General features: G+C 45.0%; 14 protein-coding genes. 5 read left to right on the forward strand and 9 right to left on the reverse strand.

The features are described 5' to 3' along the window. Nucleotides 1-73: 73 nt before the first annotated feature. On the forward strand, nt 74-3,052 hold the full coding sequence (locus WG943_RS04280; protein WP_340406947.1) for an SBBP repeat-containing protein: 2,979 nt from the start codon (nt 74-76) through the stop codon (nt 3,050-3,052). 403 nt (nt 3,053-3,455) lie between these two features. Here WG943_RS04280 and WG943_RS04285 read toward each other — a convergent pair whose 3' ends face one another. After that, on the reverse strand, nt 3,456-3,866 hold the full coding sequence (locus tag WG943_RS04285; RefSeq protein ID WP_340406949.1) for a hypothetical protein: 411 nt from the start codon (nt 3,864-3,866) through the stop codon (nt 3,456-3,458). Nucleotides 3,867-4,183: 317 nt separating this feature from the next. Between WG943_RS04285 and WG943_RS04290 the strand changes: the two genes are divergently transcribed. After that, nucleotides 4,184-4,354: a hypothetical protein gene (locus WG943_RS04290; RefSeq protein ID WP_340406951.1), complete on the forward strand. Its 171-nt coding sequence runs from the start codon at nt 4,184-4,186 to the stop codon at nt 4,352-4,354. A 63-nt stretch (nt 4,355-4,417) separates the two neighbouring features. Here WG943_RS04290 and WG943_RS04295 read toward each other — a convergent pair whose 3' ends face one another. The 5 genes from WG943_RS04295 to WG943_RS04315 all read right to left on the reverse strand — a co-directional run bounded on the left by WG943_RS04295 (nt 4,418) and on the right by WG943_RS04315 (nt 10,358). Beyond that, the gene (locus WG943_RS04295; protein ID WP_340406953.1) at nt 4,418-6,991 is read right to left on the reverse strand and encodes a T9SS type A sorting domain-containing protein; all 2,574 of its coding nucleotides are present in this window, start codon (nt 6,989-6,991) and stop codon (nt 4,418-4,420) included. Between the two features lie 270 nt (nt 6,992-7,261). Beyond that, nucleotides 7,262-7,870 carry a sterol desaturase family protein gene (locus WG943_RS04300; protein WP_340406955.1) on the reverse strand — a complete coding sequence of 203 codons (609 nt, stop codon included), beginning with the start codon at nt 7,868-7,870 and terminating at the stop codon, nt 7,262-7,264. Nucleotides 7,871-7,976: 106 nt separating this feature from the next. After that, the gene (locus WG943_RS04305; RefSeq protein WP_340406957.1) at nt 7,977-8,480 is read right to left on the reverse strand and encodes a shikimate kinase; all 504 of its coding nucleotides are present in this window, start codon (nt 8,478-8,480) and stop codon (nt 7,977-7,979) included. 99 nt (nt 8,481-8,579) lie between these two features. After that, the gene (locus WG943_RS04310; protein WP_340406959.1) at nt 8,580-9,677 is read right to left on the reverse strand and encodes a BT_3928 family protein; all 1,098 of its coding nucleotides are present in this window, start codon (nt 9,675-9,677) and stop codon (nt 8,580-8,582) included. Nucleotides 9,678-9,803: 126 nt separating this feature from the next. Beyond that, nucleotides 9,804-10,358 (reverse strand): DUF1599 domain-containing protein, encoded by a 555-nt coding sequence (locus WG943_RS04315; protein ID WP_340406961.1) that lies wholly within the window; start codon nt 10,356-10,358, stop codon nt 9,804-9,806. Nucleotides 10,359-10,392: 34 nt separating this feature from the next. Here WG943_RS04315 and folP point away from each other — a divergent pair, with 34 nt between their 5' ends. Together folP and cdaA are read left to right on the forward strand one after the other, a co-directional pair. After that, a complete protein-coding gene (gene folP, locus WG943_RS04320) occupies nt 10,393-11,259 on the forward strand; it encodes a dihydropteroate synthase (RefSeq protein ID WP_340406963.1) in 867 nt (288 codons plus the stop codon). Continuing rightward, complete coding sequence (gene cdaA, locus WG943_RS04325; protein ID WP_340406965.1) at nt 11,256-12,104, forward strand: diadenylate cyclase CdaA; 849 nt, start codon at nt 11,256-11,258, stop codon at nt 12,102-12,104. Before folP ends, cdaA begins: the two co-directional genes overlap by 4 nt. Nucleotides 12,105-12,329: 225 nt before the next feature. Here cdaA and WG943_RS04330 read toward each other — a convergent pair whose 3' ends face one another. Beyond that, nucleotides 12,330-12,617 (reverse strand): hypothetical protein, encoded by a 288-nt coding sequence (locus WG943_RS04330; RefSeq protein WP_340406968.1) that lies wholly within the window; start codon nt 12,615-12,617, stop codon nt 12,330-12,332. A gap of 90 nt (nt 12,618-12,707) precedes the next feature. Continuing rightward, the gene (locus tag WG943_RS04335) at nt 12,708-17,918 is read right to left on the reverse strand and encodes an MBG domain-containing protein (RefSeq protein WP_340406970.1); all 5,211 of its coding nucleotides are present in this window, start codon (nt 17,916-17,918) and stop codon (nt 12,708-12,710) included. Nucleotides 17,919-18,559: 641 nt separating this feature from the next. On the opposite strand from WG943_RS04335, the gene WG943_RS04340 reads away from it, so the two are divergent. Further along, nucleotides 18,560-20,290: a LytTR family transcriptional regulator gene (locus WG943_RS04340; protein WP_340406972.1), complete on the forward strand. Its 1,731-nt coding sequence runs from the start codon at nt 18,560-18,562 to the stop codon at nt 20,288-20,290. Between the two features lie 542 nt (nt 20,291-20,832). Here the strand turns inward: WG943_RS04340 and kbl are convergent. Then, a complete protein-coding gene (kbl, locus tag WG943_RS04345) occupies nt 20,833-22,029 on the reverse strand; it encodes a glycine C-acetyltransferase (protein WP_340406974.1) in 1,197 nt (398 codons plus the stop codon). Between the last annotated feature and the right edge of the window lie 21 nt (nt 22,030-22,050).

Raw genomic sequence — 22,050 nt, forward strand, 5'->3', positions numbered from 1 at the left:
TATATATTTGGTAAACCAAATATAGCCTAATAATTCCCATGATTAACTCATCTTATAACATATTAAGAAAAGCATGAACAAACTTTACAAAATTTTTCTAACCTGTATTTTAATACATATAATTAGTCAGGGCCAACTTTTAGCCCAGGCACCGGATTTTATTTGGGCTAAGCAAGCTGAGGGCACCCACACGAATGTACATGAGAGCGGACAAGCTATCGTGCGTGACGCCATGGGAAATCTTTATGTAACAGGTAACTTTAGCAATATTATTACTTTTGGATCAATTAGGTTATTAAGTAATGGTGAAAACGACGTGTTCATCGTCAAGTACGATGCCACGGGAAACGTGCTGTGGGCGAAGAGTGCAGGGGGGCAGCATAGTGACACTGGTTATAGCCTTGCCGTGGACGGCGCAGGAAATGTTTACGTGACGGGAGAATATCAAGGTACTGCTACTTTCGGCACCACCACCCTCACGAGCTCAGGCGGCTACGACGTGTTCATCGCCAAGTACGATGCCTCGGGAAACGTGCTGTGGGCGAAGAGTGCAGGGGGGCAGCATAGTGATACTGGTTATAGCCTTGCCGTGGACGGCGCAGGAAATGTTTACGTGACGGGAGGATTTCAAGGCGCTGCTACTTTCGGCACCACCACCCTCACGAGCTCAGGCGGCTACGACGTGTTCATCGCCAAGTACGATGCCTCGGGAAACCCAATATGGACTAATAGGATGGGGTCTGATACCAATGACTATGGCCGTGGAGTCACTACAGACGGCAATGGCAATGTTTATGTGACGGGAAACTTTGGTGGCTTCAGCTCAAACCCCTACGTTGATCCCAGTGCTTTTGTAGCTAAATATGATGCATTGGGAAACATAGTTTGGAGTAAGCAATCAACAATAACCTGTAGTTGCTCTTTCATGTCAGGATTATATGCCACAGGCAGAGGTATCGCCGTAGACGGAGCGGGAAACATCTATGTGACAGGGCACTTTTCCGGAAAAATGAGAATCGGGACTACCTCTCTCTCTACATCAAAGGAAGATGTTTTTATTGCCAAGTACGACAACACAGGCAACGTGCTGTGGGCAAAGAGCGCAGGGGGACAGGTACAGGGCAATAATTATGGCTACGGTTATGGCATCGCTGTGGACGGTGCGGGTAATGCTTACGTGACGGGTTCTTTTATTGGAGCAATCACCTTCGGCAGCACTTCCTACACAAGTTCTAGCTCAAATAATATGTTCATTGCCAAGTACGATACTTCGGGCAACGTACTGTGGGCAAAAAGAGGAGGAGGAGAAAATATCTATAGCTATAGCTTTGGACGAGGCATCGCTGTGGACGGTGCGGGCAACGCCTACGTGGCGGGAGAATTTGGACCTATTTTCCCATTGGGCTCTCCTGTCAGTTTCGGCGCTGCAACGCTCTTGAGCTCTGGCGGCGTTGACGTGTTCATCGCCAAGTACGATGCCTCAGGCAACACGCTGTCGGCAAAAAACCCAACATCCTTTGGATTAAATGACCAAGCACGAAGTGTAGCCGTGGACGGATCAGGCAACACCTACGTGACCGGCTACTTCCAGGGCACTGCTACTTTCGGCACGACCACCCTCACAAATGCCCGCGAAATCGGCACCGACATCTTCATCGCCAAGTACGATGCCTCGGGAAACGTGCTGTGGGCGAAGAGCGCAGGGGGGGAAAGCTCTGATTACGGCAACAGCATCGCCGTGGACGGATCGGGCAACGCCTACGTTACCGGCAACTTCTGGGGCACTGCTACTTTCGGCACGACCACCCTCACGAGCTCAGGCGACGACGTGTTTATTGCCAAGTACGATGCCTCGGGAAACGTGCTGTGGGCGAAGAGCGCAGGGGGAGCAATCTCTGATTACGGCAACAGCGTCGCCGTGGACGGATTGGGCAACGCCTACGTGACAGGAGAATTTAAAGGCACTGCTACTTTCGGCACGACCACCCTCACAAATGCCGGAGGCATCGGCACCGACATCTTCATCGCCAAGTACGATGCCTCGGGCAACGCGCTGTGGGCGAAGAGCGCAGGGGGGGCAAACTCTGATTACGGCAACAGCGTCGCCGTGGACGGATCGGGTAACTCCTACGTGACCGGCTACTTCCAGGGCGCTGCTACTTTCGGCACGACCACCCTCACAAATGCCGGAGGCACCGACATCTTCATCGCCAAGTACGATGCCTCAGGCAACGCGCTGTGGGCGAAGAGCGCAGGAGGGGCAAACTCTGATTACGGCAACAGCGTCGCCGTGGACGGATCGGGTAACCCCTACGTGACCGGCTACTTCCAGGGTACTGCTACTTTCGGCACGACCACCCTCACAAATGCCGGAGGCACCGACATCTTCATCGCCAAGTACGATGCCTCGGGCAACGCGCTGTGGGCGAAGAGCGCAGGGGGGGCAAACTCTGATTACGGCAACAGCGTTGCCGTAGACGATGCAGGGAATGCCCACGTGACCGGCTCCTTCCACGGCGCTGCTACTTTCGGCACGACCACCCTCACGAGCTCAGGCGACGACGTGTTTATTGCCAAGTACGATGCCTCGGGAAACGCGCTGTGGGCGAAGAGCGCAGGGGGGGCAAACTCTGATATTGGCCGTGGAATAGCCGTGGGCAAAACAGGAGATGCCTATGTGACTGGAGCCTTCGCCGGGACAGCAGCTTTCGGCACCAAATCACTCACTAGCGACGGTTCAGCTATGTTTCTTACCAAGCTAAACCATGACGGCAACCCCACAAGCTTACCAAAAGCTGAATCCTCATCCATTCTCCTGTACCCGAACCCAACAAATGACAAGCTGTATTTAGCATTTCCATTAAAAGGAATATCAATCTTAGAGATAAAACTTCTTGATGTTAAGGGTCAGATCATGCTGAGGGAGACGCTTAGGAATGTGTTTGGAGAAACCATTCATACTTTAGATTTAAGAGGGCAGACAAAAGGAGTATACTTTCTCCAGCTTATAACGGAGCAGGGAGTGATAACCCGGCGAGTAGTAAAAAATTAGTGGGAGACTATTAAAAGCCTGGTGTATAACCAGGCTTTACTCTTTACTAAGGTTCTGTCATAAACTCTATGGCCGCAGATTGATAACCTATTAGAGAGTCAACTTTATAAACATCCCCTTCTTCTGCACAAACGAGTTAATTACAGGCTGAGGCTTTCCCATAATACATGATCTGGCCCCGAATATTTCTGCAAATCTCCAATAAAAATCAGGCAACTATCATGATTTGTAACACCTTGAAACAACATATATAAAGGTGATTTTAATTACTATAATAGCATTATTCTGACTGTTAATCAGGGGGGCCCTGGTTCGAGCCCAGGAGGGGGAGCAAAAGCCACTCAGCAATGAGTGGCTTTTTTGTTTTCAGACCTGTTTGGTTCTTTAGCTACAGGTTTTGGACTTAAGCTAATAGCCAAGTATATGCCTGCTCCTCGTCTGTAAAAAAACTAAACTCAAATGTTCCTGTTGCCATGTTGGGCAAGCTTTCTAGTTTTTCCTGCAACCGCAGGGAGTCTAGCAGCAGTAAGCTATTTGCTGTTTCTACGCGTGCATACTTGTTAACACTTGAACTTACCAAAATAGGAATAAATTCTTCGAATAGCCACCTTGCATCCTGTACTGTGGTATAGTAAGTCGCTTTGGCATTGCCCAGCCACCTCCTAGGCTTAAAATTTTTGATCAGCTTCAGTATTGTTAGGAATTTCTCTCTAAGTGCATCACCCTCCAGATGGCACTTCCAGTGCACATACAACATAGAAGTTGTTTCATGCATTTCTACTCTGTAAAATTCGTCCTCTGCTATAACTTCCATGTTCTATTTTCTCCTGTTGGGTTAATCATGCTTGCTTTTACTTGAATATACAAAACTCATAAGCCCACTGCAATTTTAAGCCTTACTTGCATGCTAACAACTACCTAGCAGCCCTCAGCTCGTTTATCACATTAACAGAGCATATACTTTAGGTATACAGCTATATGAGTTTACGAATCCAACACGATGGAAACTTACACAAATCAACCTTTTAGTGAGTATTTCAGTAACAATAGATATGGCAATATCTTCATATAAAGCTGTCCCTAATGTAGCGGCACCTGGATTACTGCCTTTAAACTATAAAACATAAAACTATGAAAAACATAAGAGTATATTTAATGACGCTGCTCGTGCTGTTAACCTTTACACTTAGCAGTTGCGAATTAGTGGGAGATATTTTTGAAGCCGGTATGTGGACCGCATTAATCATCATCGTGATTATTGTGCTGGTCATTACCTGGCTGTTTAGAAAGTTAAGACGCTAACATAAACAAAAAAGGGGCTTGATAGCCCCTTTTTTGTTTTGCATTTATACTTGACTTGCTCAATTAATACTTAATGAGTTTATACGTCTGCATGCCATTCTTGCCCTGCACACTAACGATATAGGTACCATCAGGGTAGCTGGAAAAGTCTAATTCCATTTGTTCTCTGTTCGCTGGGGCATTTACTTCTGCCATCACCTTACCCAATGTATTGATTATAGTTAGCGTATGTTCCTCTTCTGAAGGTAACTGCACTGTAACTCTTCCGGAAGTAGGGTTGGGAGCCACCAAAAGCTCCTGCAGCGCATGTTGCTGCGCCTCTACAGCTACTGTTTTCGAATAACTTACCTCTCCATTAAGGTCTACTTGCTTTAGCCTGTAATAGATTGTACCAGAAAAGCTGTTTTTGTGCGCGAAACTATAGTTGGTAACAATGCTGCTATTGCCTTGTCCCTTTACCTCTCCTACTTTTTTAAAGTCTGTTAAACTAGAACCAAACTCTACTTCAAAATGACTGTTGTTGATTTCTGTTGCCGTTCTCCAGAACAGCTTAGTTACACCTTGGCTGTGCGCTGCTGTAAAATTTGATAGCTCTACCGGGAATGGCTGCACACTTGTAAAAACAGCAACTTCGTTTCTGTTGAATGTTTGCGCAGCAACAGCTTGGCTTGTGTAAGCAGCCTGAAGTGCATTAGTAGTTTGCGCTGCTGCCCCTGGCGTAGTGGCATCTACGGCAGCATTGAAGTCGTCTGTAAAAGTGATTTCGTGTAAGCCTGTAGTCATATTTAACTTATAAGCTGCTGCCTTTTTAAGCTCCCACTGGTCTGTTTCAGCATTATAGCGCCCTACATACATTTTTTCCGCGTCATACTCATCGCTTGGCCGGTCACTATCTTTCCACTGTATACTAATTGTAGCTGTTGGAGAACCGCCGCTAAGTTGCTCTTTCTCGATTACCCATGTATGATCTGATGCTACCCGCTGGCTAGTGCCATTATGATTAAGTGGGCTCGTTATACTTGGCTTTAGGCTTACCTTGTATGCCATAGCTATATTACTGCCAGCCACCTTTACAGGTGAGACTGCTTTGCTTGTACCTACCGGAAAAACTACTTCGTTTGTAGTTCCAGCCGGCACTGTTCTATAAAGGGCACCTGCCCCCTCAGCTATAACATAGCTGGCTGTATCAGCGCTTATTAAGCTTCCGCCCTCTTTCATGGTTAGAAGTTTATCAGCAAGATTTAACTTTTTGCCATCTAGCTCAAGCTTTCCCGATATACTTAAAGGCGATGATAATTTGTTGTGCTTAATTTTAGATTTGCTGTACGCGTTGCCAAGAATAACTAAATTACCATAAGTAGTATTAGCTATGTCGAAGTTAGTACTGTCGGAGTAGACTACTGTGCTAGCTGGATTAAGCGTACCAAAAGTAGGAACCTTATCTGACACTAATTTATCAGTATTAATCACTAACGTTGCGTTTGCAGCAATATCTAGTGGTCCGCTATAAAACTTACTTTTATGTATGGCCATTTTTACGGGCACAACACCATCACCTAGAACCACCTTAGAGTTTTCTCCTGACACAACCCAGCCTTCTTTAGCTTTTATCGATACAGTAAAATCATCTTCTCTGTACTTATATTTTATGCCGTTAATTTTACTAGGAAGGTTCTTGATCAGGAACGTCTGCTCTGGATCTGTGAAGTTTCGAGGATTGGTGCCTGAGCCATCAGGATTGATGCCCCAAGAGCGCGTATCATCTAGTGGCTTGCCAGGAATGTTATAGTATGTTATTGCTCTTGTCTCAGGAATATCGCTGGCTTGCCCAATACCATGCGGGCGAACAGTTACATCATCCAGCGCGACACCGTTAAACTTAGTATGGCTGCTTGTGATCTTTATCGCCCAACGAAATACAATCTCCTGCCCTGCAGGTATGTTTACATTCTCGAGAGAAAGAGTTTTTGCTACTCTGTTTTCTGCTTTGTTTCCGTTAGCAGTTCGTTCAAGGCCACTGTTTATGGGTGTTTGTATAAGATCTATCGGATACCAACTCACACTCGTCGTTGTAGCAGATATAACATTAGGACCAATAGCATACTCCAGATGCACATCAGAAACCTCGCCTCCGTAATACCACTGCTCAATGGCAAAGCTTACATCGAAATTCTTTATAATTCGGGTTGAATTATTCTTCATTCGTAACGCAGCATAAAATACGCCTTGTTGTCCTGCTTGCCCTTTAAAACCAATTGCACGCTCTGCACTACTATTAGCACCATAACTGTAAGCCGATGAAGCAACCACAGTAGAATCATTTCCTATAAGATAAATTCTTCTAATATCCTGGTTCTCTACTCCTAAGTACCACCCTCTAATCGTGGACTGAGTTGTTAAACCTCCGTTATCCCATGCACTAGCCATACCAACGCCAGAGTAAGGGTATATACCCTTTTGTGTTGGCAATTTATTAGTTGTGTTACTTTCAAAAGTTTCGTTGTAGGAGGCAAAGCTGCTGTTACTCTCATCGTATGTTATGCTAACCTGAGCTGAAGCCGAAAAAAACTGGAGGGAGAAAAAGGCAATAAGAAACAAGGGCAGTACCTGCCTTAGTAATTGTTTATATAAAAGCATGATTTTGTAGATGTATACCGAATAAGCCTTGGGAATAGTTATATTATTATTACAACAGTATATAGTCACAAGCGTATACTTCTATATAATCATATATGTTTCAGTTTATATTTAAAATATTTAATATAAATTATTAAAAGAATATTTATAGTTTATATTATTGGTAATCAATTAAATACAAACAACCTGTTGTTATGACTTATTTTATATAATGCTAAAACACAAAAAAAGGAGCTAGCTGGCTCCCTTTTCAAATTCCATAATCAATGATTACTTATTCCGCTTAGGCATTGTACCTAGAATATAATCCCAAAGCGGAGACGATACACCATACGCCACTTCAGGATCTTTATAGTGATGGATGCTGTGATGGATCCAAAGTTGTTTTAAGAAGTTTTTGGGCGGTGCATAGGCGTGCACAACATAATGTACACCAAGGTACATAGCGTAACCAAACAAAACTCCGGCCACCACTCCGAACACATACTTCCCGAAGACCAGCTCAAAAATAAAGAAGAACATGGTGGCGTAAAGTATACTTACAATAGGCGGCATCGCCAGACGCTCTTTGTCTTTAGGAAATTCGTGATGGTTGCCGTGAAACAGATACTGCATACGTGCTTTAAAAGATGTATCGGTATCCATATGGAACACATAGCGGTGTGCCAGGTACTCTATCAAAGTGAAGATCAGCCATCCTAAAAAGAAAAAGCCGATTGCCTGAACCAGGTCTATAAAGCTATGCACCAAGCCATAGTATAACAAGCCTATGGCAATAATGATAAATATTGAGATAGGAAGGGCAATATGTGTCCTTGTCATCTTCTCGAGAATAGGATTCTCGAAGAGCTGAGCTCGTCCTTTGTGGTTGGGTTTCATAGTTGTATTTTGCTGAACGTATTAATGCTGCAAAATTATTTATTTTCAGAAAAAACAGCCCCAGCTTACCGCGACTGTATTAGATGTATAACGAGGCTGTGTAGTATTAGTTGAGCAATTCTATTATTTGAGCCACCGTGATGGCACTGCCCTCCAACTTATACTTTGCCTGCTCATAGAACTGGTTTCTGTTGGCTAAGGTTTTAGCTAAAAATAAATTAATTTCCGCCTCCGATTTATTGGCCAGTAGCGGCCTGAGACTCAGATTGGTTGCTAGTAGTCTGTGTGAAATTTCTGAAACAGGAACGGCTAAGAAAACAGTGAGGCCGTGCCGGTTCATATACTTGATGTTATCGAAGAAGCATGGGGCACCGCCGCCTGTGGCAACAACTGCACTTGGGAACTTCTGCACCAGCGCCTCCAACGCAGCACGCTCTTTTTTCCGGAATGTCTCCTCCCCCAACTCCTCAAAAATGGCTGCTATACTTTTCTGCTCACGCTGCTCTATATACTCATCCAGATCCACGAAAGTATAGCTTAATTGCTGCGCCAGTTGCCTGCCTAGCGTAGTTTTGCCACTCCCCATCATACCAAGTAAAAAGATCAGCACTTCTGATAAATTAAGAATTAGGAATTAGGAGTGGTAAGCATCTACCACACCCTTGGCTTATGGGAATACAAAGTATAAACCTTTAACAATAGACAGTTATCAATTAGCAAGTAACTCCTGCACCTCTTCTATACCTGGTGTATCGTTGTAGTGCCACTTGCCTTTTACAGTGCCATCCTGCAGCAGCATGGTGCCTGGGTTGGAGCGCATGATCGTTTTTATCACGGTGCCGTCGCCGAAATAGTATGGTGCGGCCAAGCCTACCTCGTGGCGGAACTCCTCGAACTGCTGACTGCCGCTGCTGGTTACGACCATTGGCGTTATACCTTGCTGCTCCGCGGCTTGTACCAGTTGGTTGATCTTGGCAAAGGAATCACGGTCTGCTTTCTCTGTTGCTTGCACGAATATGATCAGTTTATTCCCTGTTAGTACCTCCTGCGTAAAATCGCCTTGCTCGTTCCAAACGTTAAAGTCGGTGATCTTTGGCCCATCCTCCGGGTTAATGGCTACCATTTGTTTGAAAGTATAACTCTGGTCGGTTGGGTATACTTCAAACTCCTGCTCCTCGCCATTCTTTACCATGATATACTTGTAGCGCAGCGGCGCCGATGGCTTCATCAGGGCTGGAATATTGTTGCCTACTTTATAAGCTCTGAAATCGATGTAAGGCAAGTGTTCTACTGCGTACCAGCCAATACCCACCGAAACAACGGCTGTAAGCGCTGTAGCAATGGCTCCAGTCTTCTGGCTGATAAATGGCTGCAGGTAACGCTGCGTCATCAGCAGGACCACGATCATTACCAGCAGCACGATATCCTTTGTAAACGACTCCCAAGGCGTTAGTTTAATCGCATCGCCAAAGCAGCCGCAGTCAGTTACCTTGTTAAAGTATGCCGAGTAGAATGTCAGGAAGGTGAAGAACACGATCATGGCCAAAAGAGCAATCAGCACACCTTTTAGTTTCCAGCGCACCAGCAAAGCTACACCCAGCACAATTTCTGCCGCACTTAACACGATAGACAGAAATAGCGAGTATGGCTCAAAGGCTTTGAAAAAAGGCGCAATGTCGGTAGAGAATACTTCAAAGTACTCCTCCAGTTTGATGGCCGTGCCAACCGGGTCGTTTATTTTGATCAACCCTGAGAAGATGAACAGCACGCCCACAAAGAGCCAGCAAAACTTGCTTATGTATTTCATTTGAGTTAGAAAGTTAGAGCGTTAGAAAGTTAAAGAGTCTGATTGTTCTAAAGTATAAATCTGGCACCAGTATTCAACTGATGATTCAAAGTGAACCTTAATCTCCAAACTCACTTTATACTTTACCTACTTCACAGGCTCCGCAAATCCCGACTTAATCAGCGCGAAAACAGCATAGTTGATCATATCGCGGTAGTTGGCATCTACGCCTTCCGAGATCAGTGTCTGGCCTTCGTTGTCCTCTATCTGCTTGGTGCGGTACAGCTTCATCAGGATAATGTCTGTTATAGAGCTTACACGCATGTCGCGCCAAGCCTCGCCGTAGTCGTGGTTTTTGGCGTTCAACAGTTTTATGTTTTCCTCAATGTGGCGAGCATACTCCCGGTCCACCTCCTCCGCTGATAGACTTAGCGGCGCATCAGCAGGCAGGTTTAGCTGCATCAAAGCAATTACGCAATAGTTAATGATGCCTACAAACTCTCCGTTAATGTCATCCTCCACTAGCTGCTTGCCCTTCTCCTGGATGGAGCGGATACGTTGCGCTTTGATAAAAATCTGATCGGTGATAGATGGTAAGCGCAGCACACGCCAGGCAGTGCCGTAGTCTTTGGTCTTTTTAACAAACGTATCTTTGCAGCGGTTTACAACGCTATTATATTCCTGAAGTGTTTGGCTAATCAACTTTTTAGATTTAATTTTAAAACGATAGACTGAAATGCCACCATTGAACTCGAAAGATAAGCTTTTTAATAAAAAAAGTACACTTAACTGCCGCGGAAAAATCCTCTCTCTGAGCACGCCGCAGGTAATGGGCATTCTCAACATCACTCCTGATTCTTTTTACCCGGGCAGCAGATTAAGCTCTACAGAAGAGGCCGTTGCACGTGCAAACCAAATGCTTACCGATGGCGCCGATTTACTGGATGTTGGGGGCTATTCTACCCGGCCAGGCGCTGCTGAGGTGTCGGAGCAGGAGGAAGTGGATCGTGTAGCACCTGCCATAGAGGCTATACACGCTGCTTTTCCGGAGGCTATACTTTCTGTTGATACCTTCAGGGCAAAGGTAGCCGAGGCTGCTGTAAACGCCGGAGCCGCTATTGTGAATGATGTTTCTGGTGGTATTTTAGATGAAACCATGTTTCAGACGGTGGCACGGTTGCAAGTGCCGTACATCTTAATGCACATGCGCGGAACGCCACAAACCATGGCAACGTTGACTAAGTATGAAGACCTTGTTACAGAGGTAATCGATGAGCTACAGGCGCAGCAGGCAAAGCTTACGCAGCTTGGCGTAAAAGACGTTATACTTGACCCAGGCTTCGGCTTTGCAAAAACTGTAGATCAGAACTTTGAATTGCTGCGCCGTATGGATGAAATGCGTATCTTAGGGCTGCCCATACTTGCTGGCATGTCGCGCAAATCTATGGTGTATAAATCGTTGGAAATAAACCAGGCCGATGCACTAACGGGTACAATAGTGGTTAACACCATTGCCTTAATGAAGGGCGCCGACATTTTGCGGGTGCACGACGTAAAAGAGACGAAACAAACAATACAACTTTACACGAAAACATTACTTTGATATTTTTATTTAGCATAGGATTCCTGGAAATTGAGCTGCTCGATGTGATTGACATCCTGCTCGTGACGGTGCTGCTGTACCAGCTGTACAAGCTTTTGACGGGTAGCGTGGCACTTAAAATCTTCCTGGGCCTGCTTTCTATTTACCTGCTATACTTAGTGGTGCGTGCCGCCGGCATGGAGTTGCTTAGTATTATACTTGGGCAGTTTATGGGCGTGGGTGTACTGGCGGCCATTATACTTTTCCAGCCCGAGATCAGGCGTTTCCTGCTGCTTATAGGTAAAACCACCGCCTTTAACAACGATCGCTTTTTCCGAGGATTTCCGTGGCGCCGCGATCAGACTGAGAAACTGAGCCTTACACCGTTTATTGAAGCTGCAAAGTCTTTGGCAGGCAAGAACACAGGTGCTTTAATTGTATTTACTAAAAGCTCTGAGCTAAAATACTACGCTGAGTCCGGCGACCTGATTGATGCTGTTATCTCGAAGCGTTTACTGGTTTCTATCTTCAATAAGAACAGCCCGTTGCACGACGGAGCCGTAATCATCTCCGGTAATCGCATCAAAGCTGCCCGTTGTATACTTCCGGTTTCGGAGAACCAGGAAATTCCTGCCTCTATGGGATTACGCCATCGTGCGGCTATTGGCTTAACAGAGATTACAGATAGCGTGGTGCTGGTGGTATCGGAAGAAACGGGCCAGATTGCTTTGGTGCGAAACGGCGAAGTATACCGCAACCTTTCCTCATCGGACCTACGCGTGAAGCTGAACCAGTTCCTGTTCGACACAGACCAGCGAGCCTCTTCTGCTCCGGCTGCTACAGAGAAGTCTGTGAGTGCAGCTTAATAAAGTTTATACTTTCTTCTTTTGCCAGAAGTACCAATAAGCCGCCGGTCCAAGTATAGGCAGTATCCAAAGCAACACCATCCAGTTAAGGCGCTGTGTCAAAGTATAACGCGTTTTAAGAATGAGGTGAAAAATGCTGAGCACCACCGCGAAATAATTAGCAAATATAAGTATAACAATGAGGGGATATCTGACAAAAAGTTGGTCCATTTGGTCCTTTATCTTTTAAAACAGCATTTCGCTTACAAACCACATGAGGTAAAGCAGCGCCGGCGCCACAAACAAAAGTATGTTACCCAGGTTTACGCGCGTCCATTGCGGGTTTAGCAGCATACTGATGTAAGCCTCAGCCGACAGCAATATAGAGAAGTAGAACGTGATCTGCAGCAAGGTGTAAACAATGTTTGCCTCACCACGCATACCCGCCGTAGCATAAGCCAGAAACGAAATCACCAGCCACGACAACACCGTGCCCACTATCAATTGCCCTGGTTTAATCTTAATATTATTCATGCTGCTGCTTTACTAGTTTGATCACAATATACAAAAAAATAAAAAAGCCACTCCCCTAAGAGGAGTGGCTTTCATGTTTACGTTTATAGTTTAGCGCTTTATAATATGTTTCTGAATGCTGTGCTGCTTCGTTTGCACACGAAGTATGTACTGGCCTGAGCGTAGCCTTGAAAGATCTAGTATTGTTTCGCCTGCCTTTGCCTGCTCACGCACCAGTACCTGGCCTGTTACTGATACTATCTCCACTGTTGCATCCTCCTGAAGCTCCAGGTATAGGAACCTTTCGGTAGGGTTCGGGTAATAAGCCAGTTTTAGGTGCTCTTTTGCATCGCCTATTGCCATAACACCTGAAATGGTTAGTGTAGCAGTAAGTTCGCCAGCGTAGTTTTCGTGCTGCACGGTTGCAACCACTGTATAAGTTCCGGCGGCTGTAGGCAATGTTTCGGACCCGTTGTAGGTAACAGTAACCGGCAGGTCTGCTGGTGTAGTGGTAACAGTAATCTGTTTTGCCGTTCCATCATACTCCTGCTCTAGATGCTCGATGGCAATGGCAGCATTAGCCTTGTCAATTGTAAGCTCCATCTCATCGAAGGCATCTGTGCCATACATATCATCTGCTACAAGTGCACGCAGCTTTACCTTACCAGCTTTTAAAGTAGTTACGATGTCTCCGGCTATACTTACTTTACCAGTATAAGCTTCTGTTTCCTGTTCCTCTACTGCATATGTTATGGCACCGGCTGGCGTAGCTGTAGCAGGCACTAATTTATAGCCCTCTGTGCTGTAAGTTATCTGCTGATCAGGGAAGTTAACAAAGCGTGTGGCTTTAGATGACTTAAATTGACGTATTGCAGTGGCATTTTCATAGTTTTCATTGTCAGCTTGCTTAGCTTCTACTTTAAATATGCCCAAGCCGATGATGCGGATTTTATTATCAGCTGTTACTTCGGCAAAAGATGCGCCCTCTATTATAGTATATGTTATGCCACCCAATGATGTAGCCGTAGCCTTCGGATCAAACTCATCGCCATAACCGTACTCATAAGCAACGGCCATATCAAATGATACAGTTTGTGTTGCTTTCTCTATGGTTAATACACCTGTAGCCGTGGCAGTATAGTTATCATCGTTTATGGTTGCTACTATATTATATGTGCCTGCGTTTACAGGTTTGCCAGCTAAAGCCACATCATCTTTTTTATAAACTATAATTGTGTTTAGTCCGGCTGGAGTTGTAGTAGGTATTACCTGCTTCTCAGTACCATCATACATTCTAAACAGGTTACCCAGATCTAGCGCTGCAATAGACTTTTCTATTCTAAAAGTTTCTGTGCGGGTGCCTGCGTAGTTTGCATCAGTTATAGTAGCCTCAACGGTATACACACCGGCATTTACTGGCGCGGCTGCCAGAGCTACTCCGTTTTTCTTGTAAACCAGGTTTACAGCAAGACCTGCTGGCGTAGTGGTGGCTGTGGCATTTTTAGCAGTACCGTTATAGAACTGGCTCAGATTAGTTAGTGCAATAGCGGCAGTTGCTTTGTTTACCGTTATAGTTACTTGCTTTTCTGCTGTGTTATAGTTGCCAGTGTTGTTTGGCGTAAACACGGCATAAAGGGTATGGGTACCAACGCCAAGCATAGCTCCAGATGCACTTTCAGTCTTGCCCTCATTCTTATAGTAAGCTAAAGTACCGGCTACTGTATTACCGTTTGCATCTTTTGCTGTAGCATTTAACTGTGTAGTGCTTAAGGCTGTGCCATATGTTATTGCCGCAGGAGCAGCCCAAGTTATAGCTGGAGTTTCTTTTGAAGTTGTCTTAAAGGTGTTTACTGCTCCATATGCAATGCCTGCTGAGCTTTTGGCATAAACCCGGATATAGTAAGTAGTGTTAGGGGTAAGCCCAACCTTATTCCATGAATATGCTCCATCGCCGGCACCTTCTACAACCCTACTGCTGCCATTGACATCCGGAGTTGTTACTATGTCACTGAAAACAAAACCTTTTTCTGTAATAGCCAAGCCACCTGTCGCAGTTGCTTCCCCATTCCAAGTAGCTGTGCTTGCTGCTACATTTGTTATTGTTATAGCAGATACTGTTGGCAAGCCTGGTGTAGTAAAGATTATTTCTGTGCCATAAGTAGTACCTGCAGCATTTGTGGCATAAGCACGCACATAATACCTTTTGCCAGCTACCAGACCAGTACGTGTACCTGAAAAAGCTCCTGTACCAGCTGAAACGTTTGTCTGCGGGTCGCTGATAGTAGGTGAGCCAGTTGTGTTGTGCACAAAACCTCTTGCAGTTATCGCTGTCCCTCCATCAGAGGTAACATTACTGCTCCAGGTAGCAGAGGTGGCAGTAAGATCACTAACTGTTGTGGCTGCAACCGTAGCCAAACCAGCAGCAGGTGTAGTAAAAGACTGCTCTGCTCCGTGCGCTATGCCTGCACTGCTCTTAGCATAAGCCCGCACGTAATAGGTAGTACTAGGTGCCAGATGGCTCTTGTTCCATACAAAGCTACCATTGCCAGACCCAATTCCTCCACCACCATCAAGGCTTAAAGTAGGGTTTCCACTTGTATTGTAAGTGAAGCCTCTTTCTATTATAGGAACTCCTCCTGTAGCTGAAGCGCTTGCAGTCCAATCTGCTGTAGAGGCTGTTATGTTGCTAACTGTAGTAGCCGTAACATCCGGAAGCCCAACGGAAGTTGTTGTTAAAGTAAGTTGCGGACCATAAGACGTACCCACAGCGTTGATGGCATAGGCACGCACAAAGTATGTGGTGTTTATAGTAAGCCCGGTTAGAGAGGCCGAAAAATAACCTGTACCTGTGCCCGAAGCAGAAACCTTAGAGTTACTGGTAGTAGGCGAGCCTGTTTTGTTATATACAAAGCCTCTTTCTGTAACCGCAGAGCCGCCATCAGAACCCACAATACCTCCAAGATCAGCTGATGTATTGCTGACGCTGTTAGTTACGATAGCCGAGACCGTGGCCGCAACAGGTGCTGTTGTGAAGCTTTGCACAGCACCGTAGCCAACACCAACCGAGTTGATAGCATAGGCCCGTACATAGTAAGTAGTATTGGGTGTTAAACCTGTTTTGTAATAAGTGAGAGCACCTGTACCGCCTGTTCCGATTATTATCTTAGTGTCTGCGTTATTAAGCAGGTCAGGGTTATTGTAAGTATCATATACAAATCCTTTTTCAGTAACTGCAGCTCCTCCGTCTGCTGTCACATTACTGTTCCATGTTGCCGATGCAGCTGTAATGCTGCTCACTGCAGTTGGAGAAACAGTTGCTCTTACTTCAGCGCTAGGAGTGGTAAATGTTTGTACAGCTCCGTAGTTAACCCCTGCAGAGTTAACAGCATAGGCACGCACATAATAGGTAGTATTTGCCGCCAAAGAAGTTGTTGCATAAGATAAACTACCTGTTCCTGTTCCGTAGGAGAAGAATACACTATTAGTTCTATCAGGTGTAGAGGTTGTGCTGCTATATACAAACCCTTTATCGGTTACAACTGCGCCGCCGTCAGAAGTTATATTGCTACTCCATTTTGCAGATGTAGACATAATATTACTTACTGTTGTTGCTGCTACAGTAGGCTTGCTGGCAGTGCCCCCTGTTAAAAAGCTTTGTACCTCGCCATAAGTTGTACCCGCAGAAGTAGTGGCATAGGCTCTTATATAGTAGGTACTGTTAGGTACAAGGCTTATCATCGAAATAGTATAAGCGCCTGTTCCACCTGAACTGTAAGCAACATAGCTTCCACTTAGCGAAGGGCTGCTGCTGGTTGTACTATAGGCAAACCCCTTTTCGATTATAGCAACGCCGGCGTCTTCTGTTGCACTGCTGCTCCAGTCAGCTGAGGTTCCTGTAATGTTGGCAACTGTAGTGGCAGAAACGATAGGTTCACCAACAGCAGTTGTTTCTTTATAAGCCATAAGGCGTTCTGCACTAGCTCCTGCTGTTCCGCTTTTACCTTGCTGCTGCACAAAATAATATCCGGAGGCGGTACAAGTCCATGTTATCTCCGAGGCTGTTCCACATGCGTCATCATTAGTAGCTACTTCTGCTCCCTGGCTGTTATAGATCTTCATCTCCGAATCGCCGGTAGAGCTTCCTCCCATTGTTTCGCATAGCGAGAATTTATACGTTTTGCCATTCTCTCCATAGAACCGGTACATGCTGCCAGAGCCTCCGCGAGCTGTATAAGTGCTTGTATGCGGATAAACGCTTGGCATATCATAAGCAATTGTTCTTTCTGCACTAGCCCCAGTAGTGCCGCTTTTCCCTTGCTGCTGCACAAAATAATATCCTGAAGCAGTGCAAATCCAGTTAAGCTCTGCACTAAGGCCAACAGCATCATCATTAGAGGCTATAACCGTGCCTGTAGAATTGTATAGTTTAAGTTCAGAGTCTCCTGTAGAAGCCCCTCCTAAGTAACTGCAATGCGAAAACCTATAGTTCTTACCAGCCTCTGCATAGAACTTATAAATACTTCCCGATGCTCCCCTTGCAGTATAATTACTTCCGGAAGGATAAAGGTTGGGCATGTCATAAGCTATTGTTCGCTCAACATTAGCACCTGTAGTACCTTCCTTTCCTTGCTGCTGAACAAAGTAGTAACCAGTTGTGGTACATATCCAGTTTACCTCTGCGGTTAATCCAACAGCATCATCGTTTGAGGCTATCTCAACTCCAGAAGCATTATAGAGCTTCAACTCTGAATCTCCGGAAGACGATCCTCCCAAATAGCTGCATAGGGAGAACCTGTAGTTTTTGCCAGCCTCTGCATAAAAGCGATACATACTACCAGAGGCTCCCCGTGCGGTATAGTTGCTGGTTGATGGATAAAGACTTGCCATATCGTAGGCTAATACCCTGGCAGTGCCTGTCGTTAGGTCTTTGTTTTCGTGTACCACTCTGTAGTAACCGGTGGTTTTACATATCCAGTTTACTTCCGAAGCAAGCCCTACTGCATTATCGTTGGCAGCAAGCTCATTACCTGAGGTATCTGTTATTTTTAGAGTAGGATCACCAGTAGAGGATCCTCCTAAATAACTACAGAACGAAAACCTGTAGCTCTTGCCGGCCTCTCCGTAAAACTGATGGTAAGTACCCGCAGTGGTACTGGCTGTATAGTTTGATGAAGCCGGATAAAGCGTTGCACCTGCAGTCTGAGCATTTGTGTTTAAATGAAATAAAAGCAAAAGAAGCAGTAGCAAAACACTTTTTTTCCTGTAACCTGAAGCTGTAAGTGTAGCTAAGCAGGCACCTGTAGTGCGTAAAGCTGATCTCATAAGGGTTTAAAAATTTTCATAGTTGGAAGGCAATGCAAAATAGAGTACACGCATGCGCCGTTAGGGCCACGCCATACTTCTGCATCAAAAAACGATATAGATAATTAAGTACCCAGAGGTGGACTTGCCAGATCAGGCTTGCTGCCCACTAGAACCTTTACACCTGGTGTAGCGGCGGGTAAAAGTAGCGGCTTATACTTTGGGAGCAGGCCGCGCCAGACTGGCTGGCAACTTTAGAGTTGTTGGCATTTTAATCATAGTTTTATAGTGTTAGGTTTTGTGGCTGTTGGGCACGTGGCCCGGGTACTGCTGAGCATTAAGCCGCCCCTAATGGAGCGGCTTTTCTGCATCAGTTTCTTTCATAGTTTTTATAGATTTTTTAGCGCGAACTAAGCTTTTACACTTAGCTATACTTTCCCTAAGTGGTAGTTAAAGTATGCTGCAAAATTAAGGGTAAAAGGTACACCATGTGTTGCTCTATCTTCCTAAACCAGGCAATTTATAGCTGAAATCAGGAAATCCGGGGCTGAAATGCTGGAGTTAAGGGATGAACATCAGCAGATTTTTATTTATTGAAGCATCTGAGTACAAGTGTTTTTATCTAAATTGCGCCCCGAAACCTGCAATTCTTTAAGCTTTTTATGCAACCCGGACAAGCTTTCTTAAACTTAAGGCAGCACCTGAAAAGTATAGCTGCCTTGCTATTGCTTTTAGTAGCCTCCTTTCCTGTAAATACTTTCGGCCAGTCGCCTGTTATCTCGCCAAAAGATTCGCTTATAATTTTAAGTTCGCTTTATGAGAGGGCACACCAGGAGAAGCCGGAATTAGCTGTTTCTCATGCAAGAAAAGCACTGCGAATATCCCGAAGTATAAATGACAAACCGTCGGAAGCGAAAAGCTTGTTCTGGAGTGGGTCCAGTTATAAAAACCTGCGCCAGCTAGACTCTGCTAAAGTACATTTGGCTGCATCAGCTGCCCTTTACAAAGAACTAGAAGACCGAAAGGGCTATGGTGAGGCACTGGTATACTTAGGTGAAGCATACTTTGTAAACGGTGAGTTTGTGAAAGCCATGGAGCAGTTTAAGGCAGCAACTAAGCTATTGCAGAACGAAAAGCCTTTGTTGCGCAGGGCCTTAAACGGATTAGCTAATGTGCACGGCAACTTAGATGAGGTTCCTGAAGCCATTAACTACCTGAAACAGGCTTTAGCTATTGCAGAAGAAATAGGCGACCTGCCAGCCAAAAGCATTTGCTATAATAACCTGGGCTCCATGTACTTCGACCTGAAAGAGTATGAGCAGGCACTGGAGTACTTTAAATCTACAGTAGAGATACAGCAGATTATACATAAGAGCGGACTCAACAAACCTGGCGACGATAAACTGATTGATGCTTATTGGCAGGTTGGCCGCACCTATACTGTGCTTGAAAATTTTCCGGAGGCAAAGAGGTACCTGGATATGTCTATAGCCAGGGCGAAAGAAGCAGGCGACAAGTATAAAGAAATTGGGGCTACCTGGTATCTAGCAGAATATCATAGTAAGCAGAAAGAATACCTGAAAGCAGTGGATTTACTTAAATCAACGGAAAGGGCTATTGCAGATAATAAGTATGATTGGCTTTACAGGGAGTATTTTGAGCGGGTAGCTGACCAGTATAAGCTGGCAGGTAAGGAAAAGGAGTCGTTGGAGTACAAGGAACGATATGTGGCCTTTACCGACTCGCTGCTTAGGCTGAAAGAATTAGAGGGAGTTGCCTTGGCTAAGGGAGCTGCAGCGGACTCTTTACAACTTAAAAAAGCGGAGCCATCTTTTATCAACAGCTTGGCATCTGCTGACAAGAAAAAGTTTTGGTGGCTGTTGTTTGGCACTACCCTGTTCATCTGCTCTACCTACATGCTGTGGCGCTACAAAAAGAAACAACCTGATATAAATATTGCTGCCGCACCAGCACCTGTGCAAGAGCAACTTCAAAGTAAAGCTTCGGATATTGTAGTGTCAGAACAACCTGCCACTGCTCCCCTAAAATACGTGCAAGCTGTTAAGCACTCCGGTGAGGTTATCATACCTATCGAAAATGTATACTGGTTTGAGACCCGGGATAAGAAGTATTACCTATCTGATGGCGAAGAGCTACTGGAAACACATCATACTATAGCCGAACTGGAAAGTATGCTGGCAGGCAACGAAAATTTTATCCGCATCAACCGATCTGTTATCATCAACGCACACTTTATGTTTAACTACTCTCCTTGGGAGAAGGACAAATACATTGTGCGTATGCAGGATTTAGCCAAAACAGAGTTTTCTATGCCGCGCAACCGTATGAAAGCCATGCGCCAGCAGTTTGGTTTGGAGGCTGCTGTGGTTTAGAATGGTCCTAAGTATAAAAGTATAGCATAAAGGCCACTCCCATACTGGAAGTGGCCTTTATGCTAATTCAATATGTCCTAAAAATTCTATTAGAAGATCAAGGTTGTACAACTATACAGTGTAAATTTATCTATATTTTCAATATTAAAAATTACAAAAGCACTCACAATCAAGACAATGCTCAGAAATAACAATTCAATTTTTATTTTATCCCTGTTTTTTCTCTTAACAGCACCTAAAAGACTACTTATGCGCTTATAAAGCGTTATAAATAACAATGGTGCAAACACAAAGTATAAAATCGACATAATTTCAGCGATATCCTTTTATTATTACTTATCCTGCCGCATCTAAAAAAGCCCAAAATTCACTATAACAATAACAACAGTATAAATGGCTTTTGCAATGATACGCTGTAATTTAACTTTGCTACCTGACTTGTACTTGGATAATGGTTAATAATTAAAATATATCTTATATCAATAACAAAAGAGCCACTCCCATACCGGAAGTGGCTCTTTTGTTAATAACGTATAGTTAATTTACTTAATCACACCTAACTCTCTACCAACTTCAGTAAAGGCTTCAATGCATTTATCCAGGTGTACTCTATCGTGCACAGCAGAAATCTGCACACGGATACGCGCCTGGCCTTTTGGGACTACCGGATAGTAGAAACCGATTACGTATATGCCTTTATCCAACATGCGGGCAGCAAACTCTTGTGCAAGCGGCGCATCGTATAGCATTACCGGCACAATGGGGTGGTCGCCTGGTTTGATATCGAAACCGGCTAACGTTATCTGCTCACGGAAATACTTCGTGTTCCACTCCAGTTTGTCGCGCAGTTCAGTGGTGGAGCTAAGCAGATCCAATACAGCAATAGAGGCGCCCACTATAGACGGAGCCAGTGAATTAGAGAACAGGTAAGGGCGCGAACGCTGGCGCAGCATATCTATAATTTCTTTGTGGCCAGAAGTGAAGCCACCCATTGCGCCGCCTAATGCTTTTCCTAATGTACCTGTAATGATATCAATCTTGCCCATCACGTTGCGGTACTCATGTGTTCCTCTGCCAGTTTTGCCCAAGAAGCCAGAGCTGTGGCACTCGTCCACCATGATCAGGGCTTTATACTTTTCGGCTAACTCTACAATTTTATCCAGCTGCGCAATAGTACCGTCCATCGAGAAAGATCCGTCGGTTACAATGATGCGGTGCTTGGTATTAGCGTTTACAGCCTCCTGCAGCTTTGCCTCTAGGTCCGCCATGTCGTTATGGTTATAGCGGAAACGTTGTGCTTTGCAAAGACGAACTCCATCTATGATAGAAGCATGATTTAACGCATCAGAAATGATGGCTGAGTCTGCATCGAAAAGCGGCTCGAAAACACCACCGTTTGCATCAAAAGCAGCTGCATAAAGTATGGTGTCTTCTGTGCCTAGGAACTCTGAAATCTTGCGCTCCAACTCCTTGTGGATATCCTGTGTGCCACAGATAAAACGCACTGAGCTCATACCATAACCATGCGTATCAATGGCTTCTTTGGCTGCCTCAATTACCTTTGGGTGAGCAGACAAGCCAAGGTAGTTGTTTGCGCAGAAATTAAGCACGTGGTGCATCTGCGTGGTATCTATATCAGCGCCTTGTGGTGTGGTAATAATACGCTCCTGTTTATACAACCCAGCCTCTTTAATCTCGGCAAGCTGCTGTTCTAAATCTGGTTTTAAAGTCTCGTACATAGTATCGTTTCTTGTTATCCG

The organism is Pontibacter sp. H249 (assembly GCF_037892465.1).
Classification (GTDB): Bacteria; Bacteroidota; Bacteroidia; order Cytophagales; family Hymenobacteraceae; genus Pontibacter.

Coding starts and splice junctions, on each gene's coding strand:
- WG943_RS04280 (WP_340406947.1), top strand. CDS start 74: ATGAACAAACTTTACAAAATTTTTCTAACCTGTATTTTAATACATATA.
- WG943_RS04285 (WP_340406949.1), bottom strand. CDS start 3,866: ATGGAAGTTATAGCAGAGGACGAATTTTACAGAGTAGAAATGCATGAA.
- WG943_RS04290 (WP_340406951.1), top strand. CDS start 4,184: ATGAAAAACATAAGAGTATATTTAATGACGCTGCTCGTGCTGTTAACC.
- WG943_RS04295 (WP_340406953.1), bottom strand. CDS start 6,991: ATGCTTTTATATAAACAATTACTAAGGCAGGTACTGCCCTTGTTTCTT.
- WG943_RS04300 (WP_340406955.1), bottom strand. CDS start 7,870: ATGAAACCCAACCACAAAGGACGAGCTCAGCTCTTCGAGAATCCTATT.
- WG943_RS04310 (WP_340406959.1), bottom strand. CDS start 9,677: ATGAAATACATAAGCAAGTTTTGCTGGCTCTTTGTGGGCGTGCTGTTC.
- folP (WP_340406963.1), top strand. CDS start 10,393: ATGCCACCATTGAACTCGAAAGATAAGCTTTTTAATAAAAAAAGTACA.
- WG943_RS04330 (WP_340406968.1), bottom strand. CDS start 12,617: ATGAATAATATTAAGATTAAACCAGGGCAATTGATAGTGGGCACGGTG.
- WG943_RS04335 (WP_340406970.1), bottom strand. CDS start 17,918: ATGAGATCAGCTTTACGCACTACAGGTGCCTGCTTAGCTACACTTACA.
- WG943_RS04340 (WP_340406972.1), top strand. CDS start 18,560: ATGCAACCCGGACAAGCTTTCTTAAACTTAAGGCAGCACCTGAAAAGT.
- kbl (WP_340406974.1), bottom strand. CDS start 22,029: ATGTACGAGACTTTAAAACCAGATTTAGAACAGCAGCTTGCCGAGATT.